At 32.4% G+C, this 19,506-nt stretch carries 16 protein-coding genes; 7 read left to right on the top strand and 9 right to left on the bottom strand.

The window, feature by feature from the left end; genetic code table 11:
• Positions 1 to 4 precede the first annotated feature (4 nt).
• The 6 genes from P2G10_RS04705 to P2G10_RS04680 are packed head-to-tail and all read right to left on the bottom strand — an operon-like array spanning position 5 to position 8,554.
• Positions 5 to 1,567 carry a quinol:cytochrome C oxidoreductase gene (locus P2G10_RS04705; RefSeq protein ID WP_275315404.1) on the bottom strand — a complete coding sequence of 521 codons (1,563 nt, stop codon included), beginning with the start codon at positions 1,565 to 1,567 and terminating at the stop codon, positions 5 to 7.
• 22 nt (positions 1,568 to 1,589) lie between these two features.
• The gene (locus tag P2G10_RS04700; protein ID WP_218772115.1) at positions 1,590 to 2,138 is read right to left on the bottom strand and encodes a c-type cytochrome; all 549 of its coding nucleotides are present in this window, start codon (positions 2,136 to 2,138) and stop codon (positions 1,590 to 1,592) included.
• A 9-nt stretch (positions 2,139 to 2,147) separates the two neighbouring features.
• Positions 2,148 to 2,675 (bottom strand): DUF3341 domain-containing protein, encoded by a 528-nt coding sequence (locus tag P2G10_RS04695; protein WP_275315403.1) that lies wholly within the window; start codon positions 2,673 to 2,675, stop codon positions 2,148 to 2,150.
• Complete coding sequence (gene nrfD / locus P2G10_RS04690; protein WP_218772113.1) at positions 2,665 to 4,065, bottom strand: NrfD/PsrC family molybdoenzyme membrane anchor subunit; 1,401 nt, start codon at positions 4,063 to 4,065, stop codon at positions 2,665 to 2,667. The genes P2G10_RS04695 and nrfD overlap by 11 nt, the downstream gene beginning before the upstream one ends.
• A gap of 27 nt (positions 4,066 to 4,092) precedes the next feature.
• Entirely contained in the window at positions 4,093 to 7,233 is a 3,141-nt protein-coding gene (locus P2G10_RS04685; protein WP_275315402.1) for a TAT-variant-translocated molybdopterin oxidoreductase, read from the bottom strand.
• Positions 7,234 to 7,264: 31 nt separating this feature from the next.
• Complete coding sequence (locus P2G10_RS04680) at positions 7,265 to 8,554, bottom strand: c-type cytochrome (RefSeq protein WP_275315400.1); 1,290 nt, start codon at positions 8,552 to 8,554, stop codon at positions 7,265 to 7,267.
• 215 nt (positions 8,555 to 8,769) lie between these two features.
• On the opposite strand from P2G10_RS04680, the gene P2G10_RS04675 reads away from it, so the two are divergent.
• Complete coding sequence (locus P2G10_RS04675; protein ID WP_275315398.1) at positions 8,770 to 9,132, top strand: SPOR domain-containing protein; 363 nt, start codon at positions 8,770 to 8,772, stop codon at positions 9,130 to 9,132.
• Between the two features lie 79 nt (positions 9,133 to 9,211).
• Here P2G10_RS04675 and P2G10_RS04670 read toward each other — a convergent pair whose 3' ends face one another.
• Together P2G10_RS04670 and P2G10_RS04665 are read right to left on the bottom strand one after the other, a co-directional pair.
• Entirely contained in the window at positions 9,212 to 11,110 is a 1,899-nt protein-coding gene (locus tag P2G10_RS04670; RefSeq protein WP_275315396.1) for an amidophosphoribosyltransferase, read from the bottom strand.
• 76 nt (positions 11,111 to 11,186) lie between these two features.
• On the bottom strand, positions 11,187 to 12,113 hold the full coding sequence (locus P2G10_RS04665) for a PfkB family carbohydrate kinase (protein WP_275315395.1): 927 nt from the start codon (positions 12,111 to 12,113) through the stop codon (positions 11,187 to 11,189).
• A gap of 73 nt (positions 12,114 to 12,186) precedes the next feature.
• Between P2G10_RS04665 and P2G10_RS04660 the strand changes: the two genes are divergently transcribed.
• The 6 genes from P2G10_RS04660 to P2G10_RS04635 all read left to right on the top strand — a co-directional run bounded on the left by P2G10_RS04660 (position 12,187) and on the right by P2G10_RS04635 (position 16,475).
• Complete coding sequence (locus P2G10_RS04660; protein ID WP_275315393.1) at positions 12,187 to 12,612, top strand: SufE family protein; 426 nt, start codon at positions 12,187 to 12,189, stop codon at positions 12,610 to 12,612.
• A gap of 11 nt (positions 12,613 to 12,623) precedes the next feature.
• Positions 12,624 to 12,944 carry an iron-sulfur cluster assembly protein gene (locus P2G10_RS04655; RefSeq protein ID WP_275315392.1) on the top strand — a complete coding sequence of 107 codons (321 nt, stop codon included), beginning with the start codon at positions 12,624 to 12,626 and terminating at the stop codon, positions 12,942 to 12,944.
• Between the two features lie 83 nt (positions 12,945 to 13,027).
• On the top strand, positions 13,028 to 13,537 hold the full coding sequence (locus tag P2G10_RS04650; protein WP_218772105.1) for a DUF2480 family protein: 510 nt from the start codon (positions 13,028 to 13,030) through the stop codon (positions 13,535 to 13,537).
• Positions 13,538 to 13,556: 19 nt separating this feature from the next.
• Positions 13,557 to 14,408, top strand: coding sequence for a DUF3078 domain-containing protein (locus P2G10_RS04645; RefSeq protein WP_275315391.1), 852 nt, complete (start codon positions 13,557 to 13,559; stop codon positions 14,406 to 14,408).
• A 69-nt stretch (positions 14,409 to 14,477) separates the two neighbouring features.
• Positions 14,478 to 15,317 (top strand): DUF3078 domain-containing protein, encoded by an 840-nt coding sequence (locus P2G10_RS04640; RefSeq protein ID WP_218772103.1) that lies wholly within the window; start codon positions 14,478 to 14,480, stop codon positions 15,315 to 15,317.
• Positions 15,318 to 15,407: 90 nt separating this feature from the next.
• Entirely contained in the window at positions 15,408 to 16,475 is a 1,068-nt protein-coding gene (locus tag P2G10_RS04635) for a CNNM domain-containing protein (RefSeq protein ID WP_218772102.1), read from the top strand.
• 343 nt (positions 16,476 to 16,818) lie between these two features.
• Here P2G10_RS04635 and P2G10_RS04630 read toward each other — a convergent pair whose 3' ends face one another.
• Complete coding sequence (locus P2G10_RS04630) at positions 16,819 to 19,500, bottom strand: TonB-dependent receptor (protein ID WP_275315390.1); 2,682 nt, start codon at positions 19,498 to 19,500, stop codon at positions 16,819 to 16,821.
• Positions 19,501 to 19,506: the final 6 nt, after the last annotated feature.

Here is a 19,506-nt window from a genome sequence, read left to right as displayed (position 1 = left end):
ATTATTAATGGTCATTACTATCTTCACCACTGTGTTCGATATTGTAGTAATGATAAGTTTCACTTTCGTGTAAGAATGGGTTTCCTTTTGCCAATGTATTTGCTTTTGCAAACGCGCTAAAGGTAGCATAAATAAATAAGCCTAAGAAGAATAAAATCCCGCTTATTTCACCAATCCCAAATCCGTATTGAGCACCAACAGTTCCTGGCATGATCATTACAAATAAGTCTAAATAATGACCTGCTAATATTACAACTCCTCCTATTGTTACAAACCAAGGAACACTTTTAAAGTCGCTATTGATTAATAATAATATTGGAAAGATAAAGTTCATAACTACCATTGCTAAAAATGGAACTTTATATTCATTGAAACGCAATAAGAAATAAGTTGTTTCTTCTGGAATATCTGCATACCAAATTAACATAAACTGAGCAAACCATAAGTAGGTCCAGAATACTGAAAAACCAAACATATACTTCGCTAAATCATGAATATGACTATCATTTACAAAAGGTAAATGACCTTGCGCTCTTAAATATATTGTTACAAAAGCTATTACTGTTAAAGCAGATACTAAGAAAGTAGCTAAAACATACCAACCAAATAATGTAGAGAACCAGTGAGGGTCTATACCCATAATCCAATCCCAAGACATCATAGATTCTGTAATCATAAATAAGAATAAGAAAACTACAGAAATATTATAATTTCTCTTATGTAATTTTAAGTCACCATTATCTTGAGCTATAGAGCCTTTTCTAATAAAGAAACGATATACATTCCAAACAGTTAAATAAAAGATACTTCTCATTAACCAACCTGGCGTATTTAAAAACCATTTTTTTCCGTCTACAACAGCATCGTAGTTTGGACTTTGAGGGTCAAAAACACCTTCAGCCATCCAAGGGAATAAATGATTCATATGCATAAAAGTAGCGATTAAAAACACTAACATTATAGCACTTACATAGTGTAAATTCGCTGTAATAGCTTCCATTACTCTAAATAATACGATAGACCAACCTGCTTGTGCTACTCTTTGTATTGCATAAAAAGCTAATACTAATAATGTAACTCCTAAAAAGAACATTAAAGCAACAAAAAAAGCTGCCCAAGGACGGTTTTGCATTTGATGAAAAGCATGTTCTGCATGTGCATCTTCATGGTTCTCTCCGTGTGCTTGTGTAGCATCTGTATGTTTTACAGCTGCTTCAACATGCTGTTCTTTTACTTCTTCTTTATGTTCTGCATTAATTGAATCTGCTACATGTGCAACTTCAGCACTTTCTGTATGAACAGCTATACTATCAGAAACATGATTTTCTTCCTCATGTATTTCTGTTGTAGCCTGTGCTTCTTCTTTAGCGTTTTCAACGTGAGTTGTTGCTTTATGAGAATCAGCAGTAGCATGATCTCCATGATGAGCACCGTGCTGATTTGCTAAAATTTCCTTTGCTTCTTCTAATGTTTTAGGTGCACTATAAAAACTATAAACAGTTCCTATAAGTCCTACAGCCATTAAAATAATAGCAAGCATTTTTAATTTTCCTGAAAACTTGTACATATCTTAACTATCTATTATATACTTATTTTAATTCGCTTCTTAATTTCTCTACATACTGTACAACTTGCCAACGCTCTTTGTACTGTAACTGACTTGAATGGGAACCCATTAAGTTTTTACCATACATAAGTACATGATAAATATTACCTGGAGTTAGGTCTCTATCTTTGTAGTTAGGTATACCATTAAACTTATCTCTTTGAGATAAAACTCCGTTACCATCACCTTTTTTACCATGGCATGTAGCACAATAGATTGTATACAATTCTTTACCCTTTGCCAAGTTCTTTTCAGAAGCTTCGAAAGGATTCTTTAATTCAGCTTTAGCTTTCTCGTATCCTTCATTTGTATCAGGAATATCATAAGCTACTATACCGTTTCTACTTACGGTACCTGCAACAGGCAATCTGTCTGATGTACTGTTAGAAACACCTGTATCCCCATTCGCATCGTAAGGAATAGATACATACATATCAGGCATATACTGTAATTGAGGTGTACGTTTATCTCCGCATGAAATAACACTTGTTATTACAACTAAAGCGACGATTATTTTTACAAAACTTTTCATATCTCTTTATTAGTGCTTTTCTACTATGTTAATTTCTACAGCCCCAGTTGATTCAACCAATGCTTTTAACTCGTCTTCATTACCATGAACAGGAATCTCCATTAAGAAGTGATCATCGGTAGTTCTTGGATCTGGATTTTCTGCTTCTTTAAATGGCCATATTCTACTTCTCATATAAAAAGTAATTACCATTAAGTGGGCTGCAAAAAACACTGTTAATTCAAACATAATTGGTACAAACGCTGGCATATTTGTAAACCAACTAAAGTTAGGCTTACCACCAATATCTTGTGGCCAATCTTGAATCATCATATAATTAGTCATCCAAATAGCAAAGCATAAACCTGTAATTCCGTAAAAGAATGCAGTGATTGCTAAACGCGTTGGTGGTAATCCTAATGCTTTGTCTAGTCCATGAACGGGAAAAGGACAAAATACTTCTTCGATGTGGTGATGTTCTCCTTTGATTTTCTTAACGGCATCCATTAAGATATCATCATCATTATAAAATGCGTGAATTACTTTATTAGTGCTCATTGTTCTCCTCTCTTAATTTTTTATAATTCTCTCCTGAAGATTTCAAGATTGTCTTAACTTCTGCTTGTGCTATTACTGGGAATGTTCTTGCATATAATAAGAATAATACAAAGAAAAACCCGATAGTTCCTACAAAAATACCTACATCAACAAATGTTGGCTCAAAACGCCACCATGTTGATGGTAAGTGTCCTTTACTTAATACAATTGCGATAATATCAAAACGCTCAAACCACATACCAATATTAATTATGATTGAAATGATAAAAGAAAAGATAAAGCTTCTTCTTAATTTCTTAATCCATAAAAACTGTGGTAAGATAATATTACACCATAATAGTGACCAAAATGCCCACCCGTAAGGTCCTGCTTCAGCTCCAAATGATAAGTAAGTATAGTTTTCATAAGGTGATCCTGTATACCATGCGATAAAGAATTCTGTTGCATACGCTACAGCTACAATACCACCTGTTAAAAGGATTACGATATTCATATATTCAACGTGTAAACGTGTAATATAAGCTTCCATATTAGTAACCTTACGCATAATACCTAATAAGGTTTGTACCATTGCAAATCCTGAAAAGATTGCTCCAGCTACGAAGTAAGGTGGAAATATAGTAGAGTGCCATCCTGGGTTAATAGAAGTAGCAAAATCCATAGATACAATTGTGTGTACAGAAAGTACTAATGGTGTTGCTAAACCTGCTAATACTAAAGATACTTCTTCAAAACGTTGCCAGTCTTTTGCTCTACCAGACCATCCGAAAGATAATAAAGCGTAAATTTTCTTCTGAAAAGGCTTTACTGCTCTATCACGAATCATTGCAAAATCTGGTAATAAACCTGTCCACCAGAAAACTAATGATACAGATAAATAGGTTGATATTGCAAATACATCCCATAGTAACGGCGAGTTAAAGTTTACCCATAACGAACCAAATTGGTTTGGCATTGGTAACACCCAATATCCATTCCATGGACGACCCATGTGAATAATTGGAAACAATCCTGCTTGAAAAACCGCAAAGATTGTCATCGCTTCTGCCGAACGGTTAATTGCCATTCTCCATTTTTGACGGAATAGTAATAATACCGCTGAAATCAATGTTCCTGCGTGACCAATACCTACCCACCATACGAAGTTGGTAATATCCCAAGCCCAACCGATGTTTTTGTTTAATCCCCACACACCGATACCTGTACCGACCGTGTAGAAAATACATCCAAATCCCCATAGCATTGCTGCCAAAGAAATATAAAATGCGATATACCAATTTTGATTTGCCTTACCTTCGATAGGTTTTGCAATGTCTTCAGTGATATCATGGTAACTTTTGTTACCCAACACTAAAGGTTCTCTATAAGATGATTCGTAATGAGACGACATAAATCTATATACTTATTAATTATATTATTAAGCTTCGTTTGTATTTCTAACTTTTACTTGGTAAACTACATTTGGTTTTGTACCAATATAATCTAACACGTGGAAAGCTCTATTATCTTCTTTTAATGCTGTTATAGCATCTTCAGAATTGTTTACATCTCCAAACACCATTGCTCCTGTAGAACAAGCTGATGAACATGCTGTTTCAAATTCGTCTTTATTTACAGCTCTACCTTCTTTTTTAGCTTTTAAGATAGTTGCTTGAGTCATTTGAATACACATAGAACATTTTTCCATAACTCCACGAGAACGTACTACTACATCTGGGTTTAACACCATTTTACCGTATTCGTTATTCATATTGAAATCGAATTCGTTGTTTTCAGCATAGTTGAACCAGTTAAAACGACGAACTCTATATGGACAGTTATTTGCACAATACCTTGTACCAACACATCTGTTATATGCCATTTGATTTTGACCTTGACGGCCATGAGATGTTGCTGCAACCGGACAAACTGTTTCACATGGTGCGTGATTACAGTGCTGACACATCATTGGTTGGAAAGCTACTTCTGGGTTTTCAGCAGAATTTTCTAAAGCGTCAAATAAATCACCTTTACTTAATTCTAAAACTCTTTCTGTATACTTTCTTTCAACGTCTTTGTTCGCTAAATTAGGGTTCTCTGCTTTGAATTCTTCAATAGTCATTGAAGCTTCATGTTGTTTATCTGCAACAGTAGAAGAATAGTAACGATCGATACGCAACCAGTGCATATCTCTACCTACACGTACTTCATCTTTACCTACAACAGGCACATTGTTTTCTGCATGACATGCTACTACACACGCCCCACAACCTGTACAAGATGTTAAATCGATAGATAGGTTAAAGTGATGACCTATTTCACGATTATGTTCATCCCATAAATCTATTTTACTAGCCGCTGTTTCTTGGTGATCATAAGAAACCATTGCCGGTTTATTCCAAGTATGTTTTGGATCTAAATTTTTGTTATTTACTTGTTGTAATGTAGCTTCCTTTAAAATATCATGACGACCCGCTAGTGTACTTTGTACCTGAGTACAAGCAAACTTATGCCATCCTGAAGTTTTCTCGATAGCAACATTGTATTGTACATTGTTACCATCTTTTAAGAAAGGATACGCGTTGATACCAACTTGCATCTCTTCTTTTAAACCTTCAGTTCTACCGTAACCTAATGCTAAACCAACTGATCCTTTTGCTTGACCTGGTTGAATCATGACAGGAACATTCTTAATTGTTACTCCATTTACTGTTACGCTAGCGTAGTTACCATTAATTGCTCCGTTATCTTTTACTGGGTTTTCAAAACCTAATTCTCTAGCATCAGCCATAGAAACGGTTAAGTAGTTATCCCATGATGCACGAGTAATAGGATCTGGTAATTCTTGTAACCAAGGGTTGTTCGCTTGTTTACCATCACCTAATGCAGTTGACGAATATAAGTTTAATTCGAAACCTGAAGATGCGCTTGCTGCTTTAACTAATTCAGCTACTGAAGCAGCTATAGCTACTGAAGTTTCAAAAGCTTCTTCTTCTAACATCATTTCTGACTTAAAGAAACCATCATGTAATGCTTGATTCCATGATGCACCTGCTAAAACAGTAGTACTCCAAAATTCTTTTAAAGTATCATAATAGTTTACAGAACTACCTGACCATTTTAATAACACATCTTGTAACTGACGTGTATTAAATAACGGAGAAATAGTAGGCTGCATTAAACTATAAGTACCTGCTGTTACCGTAACATCTCCCCAACTTTCTAAGTTATGAGGTGCTGGTAATGTATATTGTGTTGCCTTAGCTGTTACATCATTCTGAGTAGCTATTGCAACAGATAGTTTTAACTTTTTAATTCCTTCTGCTAATTCAGATGCATTTGCTAATGTATATAAAGGGTTTGTGTTATAAGTAACTAAACCTTTAACCTTACCACTTTTAATATCTGCAACTAATTCAGCTACTTGAGTATCGTTACCTTGACGCGTTAAATTAACTGCTTTAGTATCGAAAATCTCACTATTTAATTTCTCATTAATTGCAAAAGCAATTAACTGAGCGTTTTTATCATTTAAACCTGTAACTACAACTCCTTTTGAACCTGCTTTCTTTAAATCGCTAGCTAGCTTTTTAATTTCTGCATCAAATTTAGTTGCTTTAGATGGAAGTGATTCTCCTGCTACAGCATTATATAAATTAACCAAAGCATATACTTGATCAGAAGGCTTTACAACAATTCTTTTATCAGCATTTGCTCCTGCTAAAGACATGTTACTTTCTATTTGAACATGATAAGACATTTTACCAGAATCAGCTCTACGCCCATCTGCATAAGACTTTTCATATCCACCTTGCCAGTCACCAATAAAATCAGCACCTACAGAAACAATAACTTCTGCTTTACTAAAATCGTAGTTAGGCACAGCGCGTTTACCGTACATTGCTTCAAAAGCATCGGCAGTTGCACTTTCTGAAATTGCATCATAAACAACGTGCTTAACGTTTGGATATGCTGCAGTAAAATCAACAATTACTTTTTCAGTAGAAGGACTCGCTAAAGTACCTGTTAATAAAACTACTGATTCGTTTGCTTCTTTTAATTGATTAAGTTTAGCTACAATTTCTTTATCGGCATCTGCCCAAGAAATTTCAGCTTCTCCTTTTTTAGGTTCTTTTAAGCGTAATTCGCTATCATATAATGATAAAACAGATGCTTGAGTACGTGCATTTGTTTCTCCTCCCGCTTGCTTATTAGGCATTACAAGAATAGGACGACCTTCGCGTGTTTTTACTAATACGTTTGCAAAATCAAAACCATCAGCAATTGTAGTTGCATACCAATCAGCAACACCTACAACGATATCATTTGGTTGCACTACATAAGGGATTGATTTTCTTACGGGACCTTCACAAGCAGCTAATGATGCAGCTGCCGTTGTAAATCCAACGTATTTTAAGAAATCTCTACGTGATGTAGATGATGTTTCTAATGTTTCTTTATCACCTAAAAACTCATCTGTAGGAATATCTTGTACAAACTCATTATTACGCAGCGTTTCAACAACAGAACTACCTTTAAGTTCTTCAACACTTTGCCAGTATTTTTTGTTTGAAGCCATTTATATACGTGTTTTTCTACTTTCTAATTGATTAATAGTGGCACTTACCACACTCTTTTCCTCCTAGTTGAGCAATTGTAACTTGATCAACACCATACTTTGCCGCTAATTCTTTATGAATTTTAGCATAATACTCATTACCCTTTAAATCAACCTTGGTTGCTTTATGACAATCTATACACCAACCCATTGTTAATGAAGAGTATTGATATACTTCTTCCATTTCCTCAACAGGACCGTGACATTTCTGACAAGCTACTCCTCCTACAGTTACATGTTGTGAGTGATTAAAGTATGCAAAATCTGGTAAATTATGTACTCTAACCCATTTTACAGGCTTAGTGTTACCAGTATATTCTAAGTTTTCAGCATCCCAACCAGCTGCTTCATATATCTTAGCTATCTCTTTATCTAAATCTGACTTCACTAGAGTATGATCATCCATCACCACTTTAGTATCATCTGCTACTTCAGAAATATTTTTATGACAATTCATACAAACATTTACAGACGGTATACCTGAATGCTTACTATGTTTTGCTGATGAGTGACAGTATTGACAATCTATCTTATTATCACCTGCGTGAATTTTATGAGAGAATGCTATAGGCTGTATTGGTTGATAACCTTCATCAACACCTACTTGGAACAAGGTTCCGAATAAGATATAAATCCCAATTAAAGCCCCAAATAGAACAGCTAAAACATGTAAAAAAGTATTCTTTTTAATACCTGCCCATAACTCAGCCGACTGACCAAGCATACCAGGTGTTTTAGGAGCTCCTTTTAACTCACTAATTGTTTTTAATAAATTAGCAATAATTAAGAAAGCTACAATAATAGCCGCTGCTAAAACATACAACAACCATCTTGGCGAATCTCCTTTTTCAGTATCACCAGCAGCCACTGCTACTTGACCTGGTTTAGCAATCTCACCAACAGTTGTGTAATAAAGAATATCATCGATATTCTGATCTGTTAATTGAGGAAAAGCGGTCATATTAGAACCTTTATACTCTTCAAAAATTGCAATTGCGTCTTTATCTCCAGAAGCTCTTAACGCGGCATTGTCTTTAATCCAAGACTTTAACCAATCGTTCTCTCTTCTCTCTTCAATCCCACCTAATTTAGGACCCACAAGTTTCTTGTCTAACTTGTGACATGAGGCACATAAAGACTTAAATAATTTCTTCCCTTCTTTCTGGCGAGCTTCGTCAACATCTTGAGAAAACGCTGAAAAGCTTATAAATAAAACTAAAAAGAAAGCTAAACTCTTTACGAGTTTTTGGGTTAATTTACTGTGATGTTTCACACTTTTCATACTGTTAAATATAAGTTTTGTAACTGTTTTGGCACATTTTTTTCTATAACGCTATTCTAAAAACAGCAAATAGAAAGTCAGACAAAAGTACTACTTCTCTCTAAATTGTGAAATGTTAAGAGATTGCTAATTTATAATTTATATTTATTCTAAATAACTTAAGCAGACAATCTATTAAATTGCAAGTCGTTACTTTTGTAAAAAGTTTTTATAAAATGAAAAAAAGAAGCATTATACTAAGTTTAATTTTAGGTATTATTATTGGCGTTTTTAACAGTAATGCTCAAGATAATATTACTGAAAATAAAGATATTACTGCGTTAATCAATAAAAAAAGACAATACAACAAACACAACGGAACTGGATACAGGATACAGCTCTATAACGGACTAGAAACCCGTGCAAAAAGCTTAGAAAAAAGATTCCAAATTAAATATCCGAACATCCAAACAATGTTGAAATACGAAGAACCTGAATGGAAAGTACAAGTTGGCAACTACAAAACAAGATTAGAAGCAGACAGATCTTTAAATGAAATTAGAGAACAATTTAACGGAGCGATTGTTATTCCATTATAAATTTAAAATAGTAAAACACAAAAAAAAGCGAAATCAATTGATTTCGCTTTTTTTTGTGTTTTTAATTTAATAACTATTTTTAATAAGCTCGCTGATCACTTCCTTCATAAAAGTTAATAAAAGCTTGGTTTACCACACGATTACCACCATCTGTTGGGTAATCACCTGTAAAATACCAATCTCCTAAATTATCAGGACATGCTTTATGCAAACCGCTAACAGGTTGAAAAATAACCTCTACCTCTGATTTTATTTCAGGTGTTTTTAACATTTGTGCAATTTTAGCCGAGATTTGCTCATCTGTAAAAGGCGCATAAATTTCTTTTACATAATTTACAACATCTTTATCTTCGCTAACCTCTTGCTTTTTACACTTCGCATATACCGTATCTATAATATGATATTGATTTGTTTCTTTCAACAATTCTAATGTTGCTTTAAAAGCTATAAAATCATTGATTTTTGCCATATCGATACCATAACAATCTGGATAACGAATTTGAGGAGCTGAAGAAACTACTACTATTTTCTTCGGATTTAAACGATCTAATATTTTTATGATACTTTTCTTTAAAGTTGTACCACGTACAATACTATCATCAATAATTACTAAATTATCAGTTTCTTTTACAACTCCATATGTTACATCGTAAACATGGGCCACCAAATCATTACGACTGCTATCATCTGTAATAAAAGTTCTAAGCTTTGCATCTTTAATAGCAATTTTTTCGAAACGTGGTCTTTTTGATAAAATATCTACAACTTCATCTTTCGTCAACTTACCATCACCTGCTAAAATAGCTGCTGTTTTTTGCTGATTTAAAACATCCTCAGCTGCTTCCATCATTCCGAAAAAAGATGTTTCTGCTGTGTTTGGTATGTATGAAAAAACGGCATTTTCTATATCGTTATCAATAGATTTTAAAACTTCTGGAAAAACATATTTTCCTAGATTTTTACGTTCTTCATAAATTGAAGCATCGCTTCCTCTAGAGAAATAAATACGTTCGAAAGAACATGATTTCTTTGGACGCTGCTCTAAAACTGGCGACATTGATGTTTCGCCATTCTTTTTAATAATTAAAGCATGCCCTCTATCGATCTCTTTAATTTTATCAATAGGCACATTAAATACTGTTTGAATTGCCGGACGTTCAGACGCTACAACAACTACTTCATCATCTTGATAATAAAAAGCGGGTCTGATTGCTGATGGATCTCTTAATACAAACGCATCTCCATGACCTAATAAACCAGCCATAGCATAACCACCATCCCAATTTTTTGCAGAACGTTGTAATATATTTTGAATATTTAAATTCTCTTCTATATAACCTGAAGCATCTTTTTTACTATAACCTTCTTCTTTGGCTTTGATATATAGTTCAGAAACTTCATCCTCTAAAAAATGTCCGATTTTTTCCATAACAGTAACAGTGTCTGTAAACTCTTTTGGATGCTGACCTAAATCTACCAAATCGTTTAACAACTGTTTAGAGTTGGTCATGTTAAAATTACCTGCAACAATTAAGTTTTGATGTTTCCAATTTCTTTGACGTAAAAAAGGATGTACACTTTCTATAGAATTTTTACCAAAAGTACCATAACGAACGTGCCCTAAAAAAAGATTCCCTAAATATGGCACATTTTCTTCTTGCCACTTGACATCATTTGTTTTAGCTGGATTTTCTTCTAAAACACCTGCAATTCTTTCATTAATCTTTCCAAAAATATCCTGAATAGGTTGTGATTGGTTAGATCGTATTCTACTAATATATCTTGTCCCCGGTGCTACATTAAATTTAATACTAGCCAACCCTGCGCCATCTTGCCCACGATTGTGTTGCTTCTCCATTAACAAGTACATTTTATTTACACCATAAAATGCAGTTCCGTATTTATCTTTATAATATTGTAATGGTTTTAATAATCTAACCATGGCAATACCGCATTCGTGCTTTATAGCGTCACTCATTTGAAAAATATTTAATTGTGTTGTTGTTGTTTTGTTGTAAAAAAAAATCCGCAGCAAAAAGCGCGGATTTTTTTATTTATGATAACTCTATATCAAATTGTGTTAATTCTTTAAAAGCTTGTAAACGTGTTTGCACTTCGTCTTTTGTTAGCTCTTCCATTCGTTGTGTACCGAATTTTTCTACACAAAACGAAGCTAAATTAGAACCATATATAATTCCGTTTTTCATATTCTCAAACGAAATATCTTCAGTTTTTGCTAAATACCCACAAAAACCTCCTGCAAAAGTATCTCCTGCCCCTGTTGGATCAAAAACATCTGCTAATGGCAATGCTGGTGCAAAGAACATTTTACCTTCATTAAATAATAAAGCTCCGTGTTCTCCTTTTTTAATTACTACATATTTAGGACCCATTTCATGAATTTTCTTCGCTGCATTAACCAACGAGTATTCTCCACTTAACTGACGTGCTTCTTCATCATTAATTGTAATAACATCTACACGTTTTAAAACGGTATGTAAATCAGCTAAAGCAATGTCCATCCAAAAATTCATAGTATCTAAAACTACTAATTTAGGTCTTTCGATCATTTGATCTAAAACTGATGCTTGTGTTAATGGGTGTAAATTACCTAACATTACAATACCTGCATCTTTAAAAGCATCTGGTACAACTGGCTGAAAATGCTCCAATACATTTAACTCTGTAATTAAAGTATCGCGAGAATTCATGTCATTATGATATTTACCGCTCCAAAAGAAAGTTTTACCTTCTTTAATTACTTCAATACCATCAGTATTAATTCCTTTATTATTCATCATATCTAAATATGACTTCGGAAAATCTCCACCAACAACAGAAACAACGCCTGTTTTAACACCAAATTGAGAAGCTGCTAAACCTACAAAAGTTCCTGAACCTCCTAAAATCTTATCTGTTTTACCAAAAGGTGTTTCAATAGCATCAAAAGCTACGGTACCTACTGCTAATAATTTACTCATTTCTTATTTTTTTACTGTAATTTTGCTCTTTTAAATAAAGTGTCTTTAGACACTGCAAAAATAGTTTTAAAAAATGACTATCAAAGAAATACAAGAAGAAATTATTGACGAGTTTTCTATGTTTGATGACTGGATGGGACGTTATGAATATATAATTGACTTAGGGAAATCTTTACCTTTAATAAACGAAACGTATAAATTAGATGAAAATTTAATTAAAGGATGCCAATCTAAAGTATGGTTATATTCTGAATTACAACAAGACACTATTAATTTTACAGCCGATAGTGATGCTATTTTAACAAAAGGAATTGTAGCATTATTACTAAGAGTATATTCTAACCAAACTCCGCAAGCTATTATTGAAGCTAAAACCGACTTTATTGATGAAATTGGCTTAAAAGAACACTTAAGTCCAACAAGAGCAAACGGTTTAGTTTCTATGGTAAAGCAAATAAAAATGTATGCGATTGCACAGCAATCTAAATTAACAGAATAAAGAAGTAGATTATGACCGATAAAGAATTAGAAGTATTAGGAGATAAAATTGTAGGTGTTTTAAAAACAATTTACGATCCTGAAATACCAGTAGATATATATGAGTTAGGCTTAATTTATGATGTATTTGTCTCTGAAGAATACAATGCTAAAATTTTAATGACTTTAACTTCACCTAACTGCCCAGTAGCGGAAAGTTTACCTGTTGACATTGAAGAAAAAGTAAAGTCGTTAAAAGAAATTAACGCTTGTGAAGTAGAAATTACTTTCGATCCTACATGGACTCAAGAAATGATGAGCGAAGAGGCGAAGTTAGAATTAGGAATGCTTTAAATAAATTTGTCATTGCGAACAAGAACGAAACTATCTGTTATAAAGATTGCTTCATTTTTATTCGCAATGACGTTTCAAAAAATATGGCTGAAGAAATTATAAACAAAATTGCAACCAGTAAATTAATTACTATTGACCTTGAAGATTATTATCCGAAAGGCCAACGTATTGTTTTTGATATTAAAAGTTGGTTATATGAAGAATTAATTCTTCGTGAGAAAGATTTTAGAGAACAAGTTAAAAATCATGATTGGTCGCAATATAAAGATACTTATATAGCTTTAACATGTTCTTCGGATGCTATTATTCCCTCTTGGGCCTATTTATTATTAACAGCACATTTGTCTGGATTTGCTAAAAAAATAGTTGTTGGTAATTTAGAGTTGCTAGAAACTACTATTTACCAAGAATTAATTAATGAATTAGATAGTACACAATACCAAGACAAACCCGTAATCATTAAAGGCTGTACAAATAAACCGATACCTCCATCTGCTTATACATTTTTAATACAAAAACTACAAACTGTAGCAAAAAACATCATGTTTGGTGAAGCTTGCTCAACTGTTCCGTTATTTAGAAAAAACAAATAACCTTCTTATCCTATTTTTAATGAAAAAACTACTAATAATATTGTTAACTTGGTTCTCTTTCAATATTTTTTCACAAGAAATAAAAAAAGATAGCATACCTAAAAGACTAACCGTAACTGGTAAATACACTTTTTTATTCAATCAATCTTCTTTTTCTAATTGGGCTGCCGGAGGAAGTAATACCATCGCCGGAAATATGGGACTTGAATATGATTTTAATTATAAAAAGAATAAGTGGAACTGGGACAATAAGTTAATTACAAGTTATGGGTTAAGTCATATAAGCGAAAAAGGATTAAGAAAAACAGATGATAATTTTGAATACAATTCTCTGCTAGGGTTAAAAACGTCTAAACTTTGGTTTATCTCTTTTTTTACAAACCTAAAAACACAATACACCAGGGGATATGAATACAAGGAAGGCGTAAAAAAGCCTATCTCAGATTTTTTCTCACCTGCATATTGGAGTTTTGGCCCCGGTATGTTATGGAAAAAATCCGATGAAAGACGAATAAATATTGCTCCCGCAACGGCTCGTTTTACTTTTGTTTCTCGTCAATTTTCAGGAAAATATGGAGTTAAAAAAGGTGAAAAAATAAATTTCGGTTTAGGATTCAATTTATCTGGTTACTTTAAACATGAAGTGATGAAAGATATTACGATAGAAAACGTTCTTGCTGTGTATTCTGATTATTTAAATAAGCCTTTTAATATTGACATTAACTATCAGTTAAACTTTATTGTAAAAATAAACGACTATATATCTACAAATCTTGGCCTACACACTATTATTGATGATGATGCTTCTAGTAAAATACAATTTAAAGAGATATTTGGACTTGGAGTAAATTATATCTTCCATAAAACGTGACTTTTTTATACTAACATTGTCTAAACTAAAAATAGAGATGTAATTTTACATCTTAAAAAAAACTTTATAATGAAAAAAATATTAGCTGTAGCTATTTTATTCGGTGCATTATCAATAAATGCTCAAGAAAAGAAAAAAGAAGAAACCAAAGATGGTTGGAATAAAGAAGGTAACATCTCATTTTTATTCAATCAATCTGCATTTAATAACTGGTTAGCTGGTGGAGTAAATAATATTTCCGGAACTTTAAGTTTGAATTATGACTTCAATTATACCAAAAATGATTGGACTTGGGATAATAAATTAATTGCTTCTTATGGATTAACAAAAATAAAAAAAGAAGAGCTTCAAAAAACAGATGACCGTTTAGAGTTAAACTCTCTTGTTGGTAAAAAAGCATCTAAATACTGGTATTACTCAGCGTTTTTGAATTTTAAAACGCAAATGTCATCAACCGATGTTGACGGTATACAAACATCACATTTTTTCTCTCCAGCTTATTTCCAATTAGGTCCTGGTATGTTGTGGAAAAAATCTGACAAACTAAAAGTTAATTTCGCTCCTGCTACCTCTAAACTAATTTTAGTACATTCTCATTTAACTGATCTTGGGCCAGCCTTTGGCGTAGATCAAGGAGAAAGTTCAAGATATGAATTAGGTGCTTCTATTAGTGGATATTACAAGGCAGAAATTATGAAAAACGTTAGCATTGAAAATATTTTAAACCTATATAGTAACTATCTAGAAGATGCTCAAAATGTAGATATTGATTATACTTTAAACATAGTAATGAAAGTAAATAAATATTTATCTGCCAATCTATCTATGCAAGCTATTTATGACGACAATGCTTTTCAAGGATTTCAGACAAAAGAAGTATTCGGTTTAGGTATAAATTACGGATTCTAACAAACAATTATTCAAAAAAAAAGAAAACCTTAAAGAGTCATATCTTTAAGGTTTTCTTTTTTGCTTACTTTTGCTTAAAATTTAAAAAGAATGACTTTACTACTAATATACGCAACAGTATCAATATTTTTCTCTTTCATATGTTCCATATTAGAAGCTGTTTTACTGAGTGTAACACCAACTTTCGTTAATGTAAAAAAGAAAGAAGGTGTAGGTTTTGCTACTCAGCTAGAAGCATTAAAAAAAGATGTAGACAAGCCTTTAATTGCCATTCTAACCTTAAATACTCTTGCACATACCGTAGGAGCTATATTAGTTGGTACTGAAGCTAAAAAGATATTTAATGACGATGGTTACGGTGTATTTATTGTTTCTGCAGCAATGACTATATTAATTTTAGTTGCTTCAGAAATCATTCCGAAAACAATAGGTGCAACCTACTGGAAACAACTTGCTAGCTTTACCACAACAGCTTTAAAAGTAATGATATTCCCGTTAAAGTGGACAGGTATTTTATGGATACTACAATTAACTACAAAATTGATTGGTGGTAAAGGCGGTCACGGCGAAAGTATTTTAAGCAGGGAAGATTTCACTGCAATGACTGATATTGCTGAACAAGAAGGTGTTTTTCAGCAAAATGAAAGTAATGTAATAAGGAATATGCTTAATTTTAAAGATATACAGGCAAAACATATTATGACACCTCGCACAGTTATTAAAATTGCTGATGAAAACGAATCTATTGAATCTTTTTTTGAAAATAATAAATTATTGAATTTCTCTAGAATACCTGTTTTCTCTAAAAATCCTGATAATATAACTGGCTACATATTAAAAGATCAACTTTTATTAGCTTTAATTGATAAAAAAGGAGCCGAACCGTTAAAGTCAATTAAAAGAGATATTATTATTGCAGATAGAGATTTATCAATTCCGGGCTTATTTAAGAAGCTAATTGAACAACGAGAACACCTAGCTTTAATTGTTGATGAATATGGCTCTGTAAGCGGATTAATAACTCAAGAAGACGTAATAGAAACCTTATTAGGTTATGAAATTATGGATGAAAGTGATAATGTTGCTAACTTACAAAGCTTAGCTAGAAAAAATTGGAAAAAGAGATTAGGAATTATAAATGATTTAGAAAAGAAATAATCCTAAAAATAAGTTATGCTATAACACATACCACTATAAATAATTAAACCAGTGATATAAATCTCTGGTTTTTTATTGTGTTAAAATAAGTGCATTTTAAAAAACTGAAATGTACATATATTACATCTATGCTTCACTTACTGTGCCCTTAATTTAACCAAAACAGTTATAGTTATTGATGTCATTTATAAATTTATAACTGATTACAAGAGACGATAATCATCTCTATAACCAATAAATAAAATAACTTGAATCTATTTTCCAGTAATACTGATACTAAGTAAATAGCAAAAAAAAGGGAGTGATTTACATCACTCCCTTTTTTATATAATTGTATTTTCAATTAATCATTAATCGTCCAAGATATGTAATACATAGAACCTATTAATCCAGATCCTGGTGCAACAGCATATTCTTTTTTGGTTAAATTAGTTCCACCAACTTTAATTCTTGATTTTAAAGAAGGAATTCTATAATTAATTTGTGCATCTAATACTGTTCTACTATCAACATTTCCACTTAAGAAACCAGACTGCCATAAAAATTCATTTTGCCACCTAGCATTTACATTAAATCCAAAATTATTAAATAAATTTTCATTTCCAAACATCACCTTTACTTGATGCTCTGGTGTATTAAACCCTGGTTCGAATTCTACATCTTCTTCTTGGTCGAAAACTAGCTTACTTAAAGTATAATTGGCTCCAAAGTTAAATGTTCTAAATAATTTTGTATTTAATCCAATACCAATACCATATGATTGAACATCTGCTGTTGTATTAGAGTTTAAGGCAAATTCTGTCGCATCGACTGGACTACCAAGAGGACCTGTAAGAATAGTGTTTCCATAATTAGGAACAATTACATTCTTAGTCGCCACAAAATTTTCATATTGATTATAATAACCATTTACGTCTAACTCTAAAATATTAGTATCTGTTATATTTACTATACTTCTATAACCTAATTCGTAAGATGATACTCTTTCTGGCTTAATAGCCGTAGGTGTTACACTTACATAAGCCCCATTATCTAATACAAATGCTTTTTCAAATACTTGCGCTCCTGTAATAGTATTTGTTGTACCATCATTGTTTAATACTTGCGCAGAAAAACGTTCGATATTATCTAAAGATGTACCTAAAAGAAATTTATTAGGACCAGATCTCAATCCGAAATACTGCTCTATTGTACTAGGTGTTCTAAATCCTGTTTGGTATGAAATTCTTAGTATTTTATTTTCTTTAATTGAGTAGTTTAATGCTACCCTTGGAGAAAAATCCCCTTCAAAATTAGATGATTTATCATAACGAACAGAACCTGTGAACTTTAAACGTTCATCTAAAAACTTCTTTTGTATCTGTGAATAAACACCATACATATCAAATTCAATAGGGCTATTCTCATCAGTAAATAAAGTACCTTGAGAGTTAATATTAAATTTACGGTATGAACCACCAATTTGTATTTCACCCCATTTAATTAAATCTCTAAAATTATAATTTGCGTCTGCATGGTAAAAACTTGTTTCATCTTTAACACCTGCTCCACCCTGTGATATAGGTGTTGTAACAGCTTCATCTAATGCTTGATTAAAAGCTGCGGTTCCTGGCTGTAACCTATTTCTATCTGCAAAAGCTCTTGCTGATGCATCATTACCAGGAGTCACTCCAGGAACACGATTTGCAAATGCAGCTCCATAATCACTGAACCAAGTTCTATTATCTTTAAATTTAGAGTTTAAAGCAAGACCTAAAAATCGAATATCATGTGTTCTGTCTCCTCCATCATTACCATTAAAATATCCACGGACAAAAAAGTTTTTACCCAATACTTCTAATTTGTGTTGCTCTACATAATAATCTTCTTGCGAAAATCTGTTTGCAGCCTGATACAAGTTATTTCCTTTTGAAAAACGAGAGTTATAAACTATTTCTAGCTTATCATTACCCATTGGTCTAAAATGTAATGATCCGTCAAATTTTAATCCGTAACCATCGTAATCGTATAAATCAGTTTCAGCATATCCTGTCCTACTTACTTTTCCAATACCAGGAAAAGTAAAAGTAGCTTCATCTCCATAAAAATTTACACCGTCATAATCGGGAGTATTATTTCTATTTCCTGCAATAATCTCACCTCCAACACCTGTTGTATTAGAATCATCATTTGCATGCCATTCTTCAGCTTTATAAACTGTTAAATTAACTTTTGCTGCGAAATAATCACTAAATTTATGAGCCATTCTAATACCTACATCATAAAACTGATCAGATCCTGATTGCTCTTGTTCAATAAAACCTGTTTTAAAATACGTACTAATTCCATCATATTTAAAAGGGTTTTTACTTCTCATTAATAAGATACCATTAAATGCATTTGCACCATATAAGGCAGAAGAAGCTCCTGGTAATATCTCAACATCTTTTACATCTAACTCAGATAAACCAACTATGTTACCTGCCGAGAAGTTAAGTGCTGGTATTGATGTTTCAACACCATCTACTAACTGTACAAATCTTGTATTATCAAAACTAGAAAAACCACGTGAGTTTACAGATTTAAATCCATAACTTGCTTCTCTAGAGGTTATCCCTTTTAAGTTAGTTACACCATCATAAAAAGAAATTGAAGTTCCTTTTTTAATATCATTAATACCTAATCTTTCAATAGTTACTGGCGATTCAATAACTCGTTCAGGAGATCTAGAGGCAGAAATTACAACTTCATCTAGACTTGTATTTTCTTTTAATATAATATTTATCTCTTGATCTTTAGATGTTACTTCTATAACCTCTGTTTTATACCCAAAAGCTGATACTTGAATTGAAAAAGGAAAATTTGACTTTACAGACAAGGTGAAATTTCCGTCAATATCAGAAGTAGTTTTACCTTGTAAAGAATTTATTAAAGCACTAGGAAAAGGCTCTAAGTACTCATCATAAACTTTTCCTGTTACTGCAACTTGTGCTGATAATGCAATACTGCAAGTAACAAAAAAAACTAATAGTAGTTTTTTAAGCATATTATT

This window comes from Tenacibaculum bernardetii (assembly GCF_029125915.1).
GTDB classification, from domain to species: Bacteria; Bacteroidota; Bacteroidia; order Flavobacteriales; family Flavobacteriaceae; genus Polaribacter; species Polaribacter bernardetii.
The sequence above is the reverse complement of the archived record's forward strand: the minus strand, read 5'-3'. Positions and strand labels throughout refer to the sequence as shown.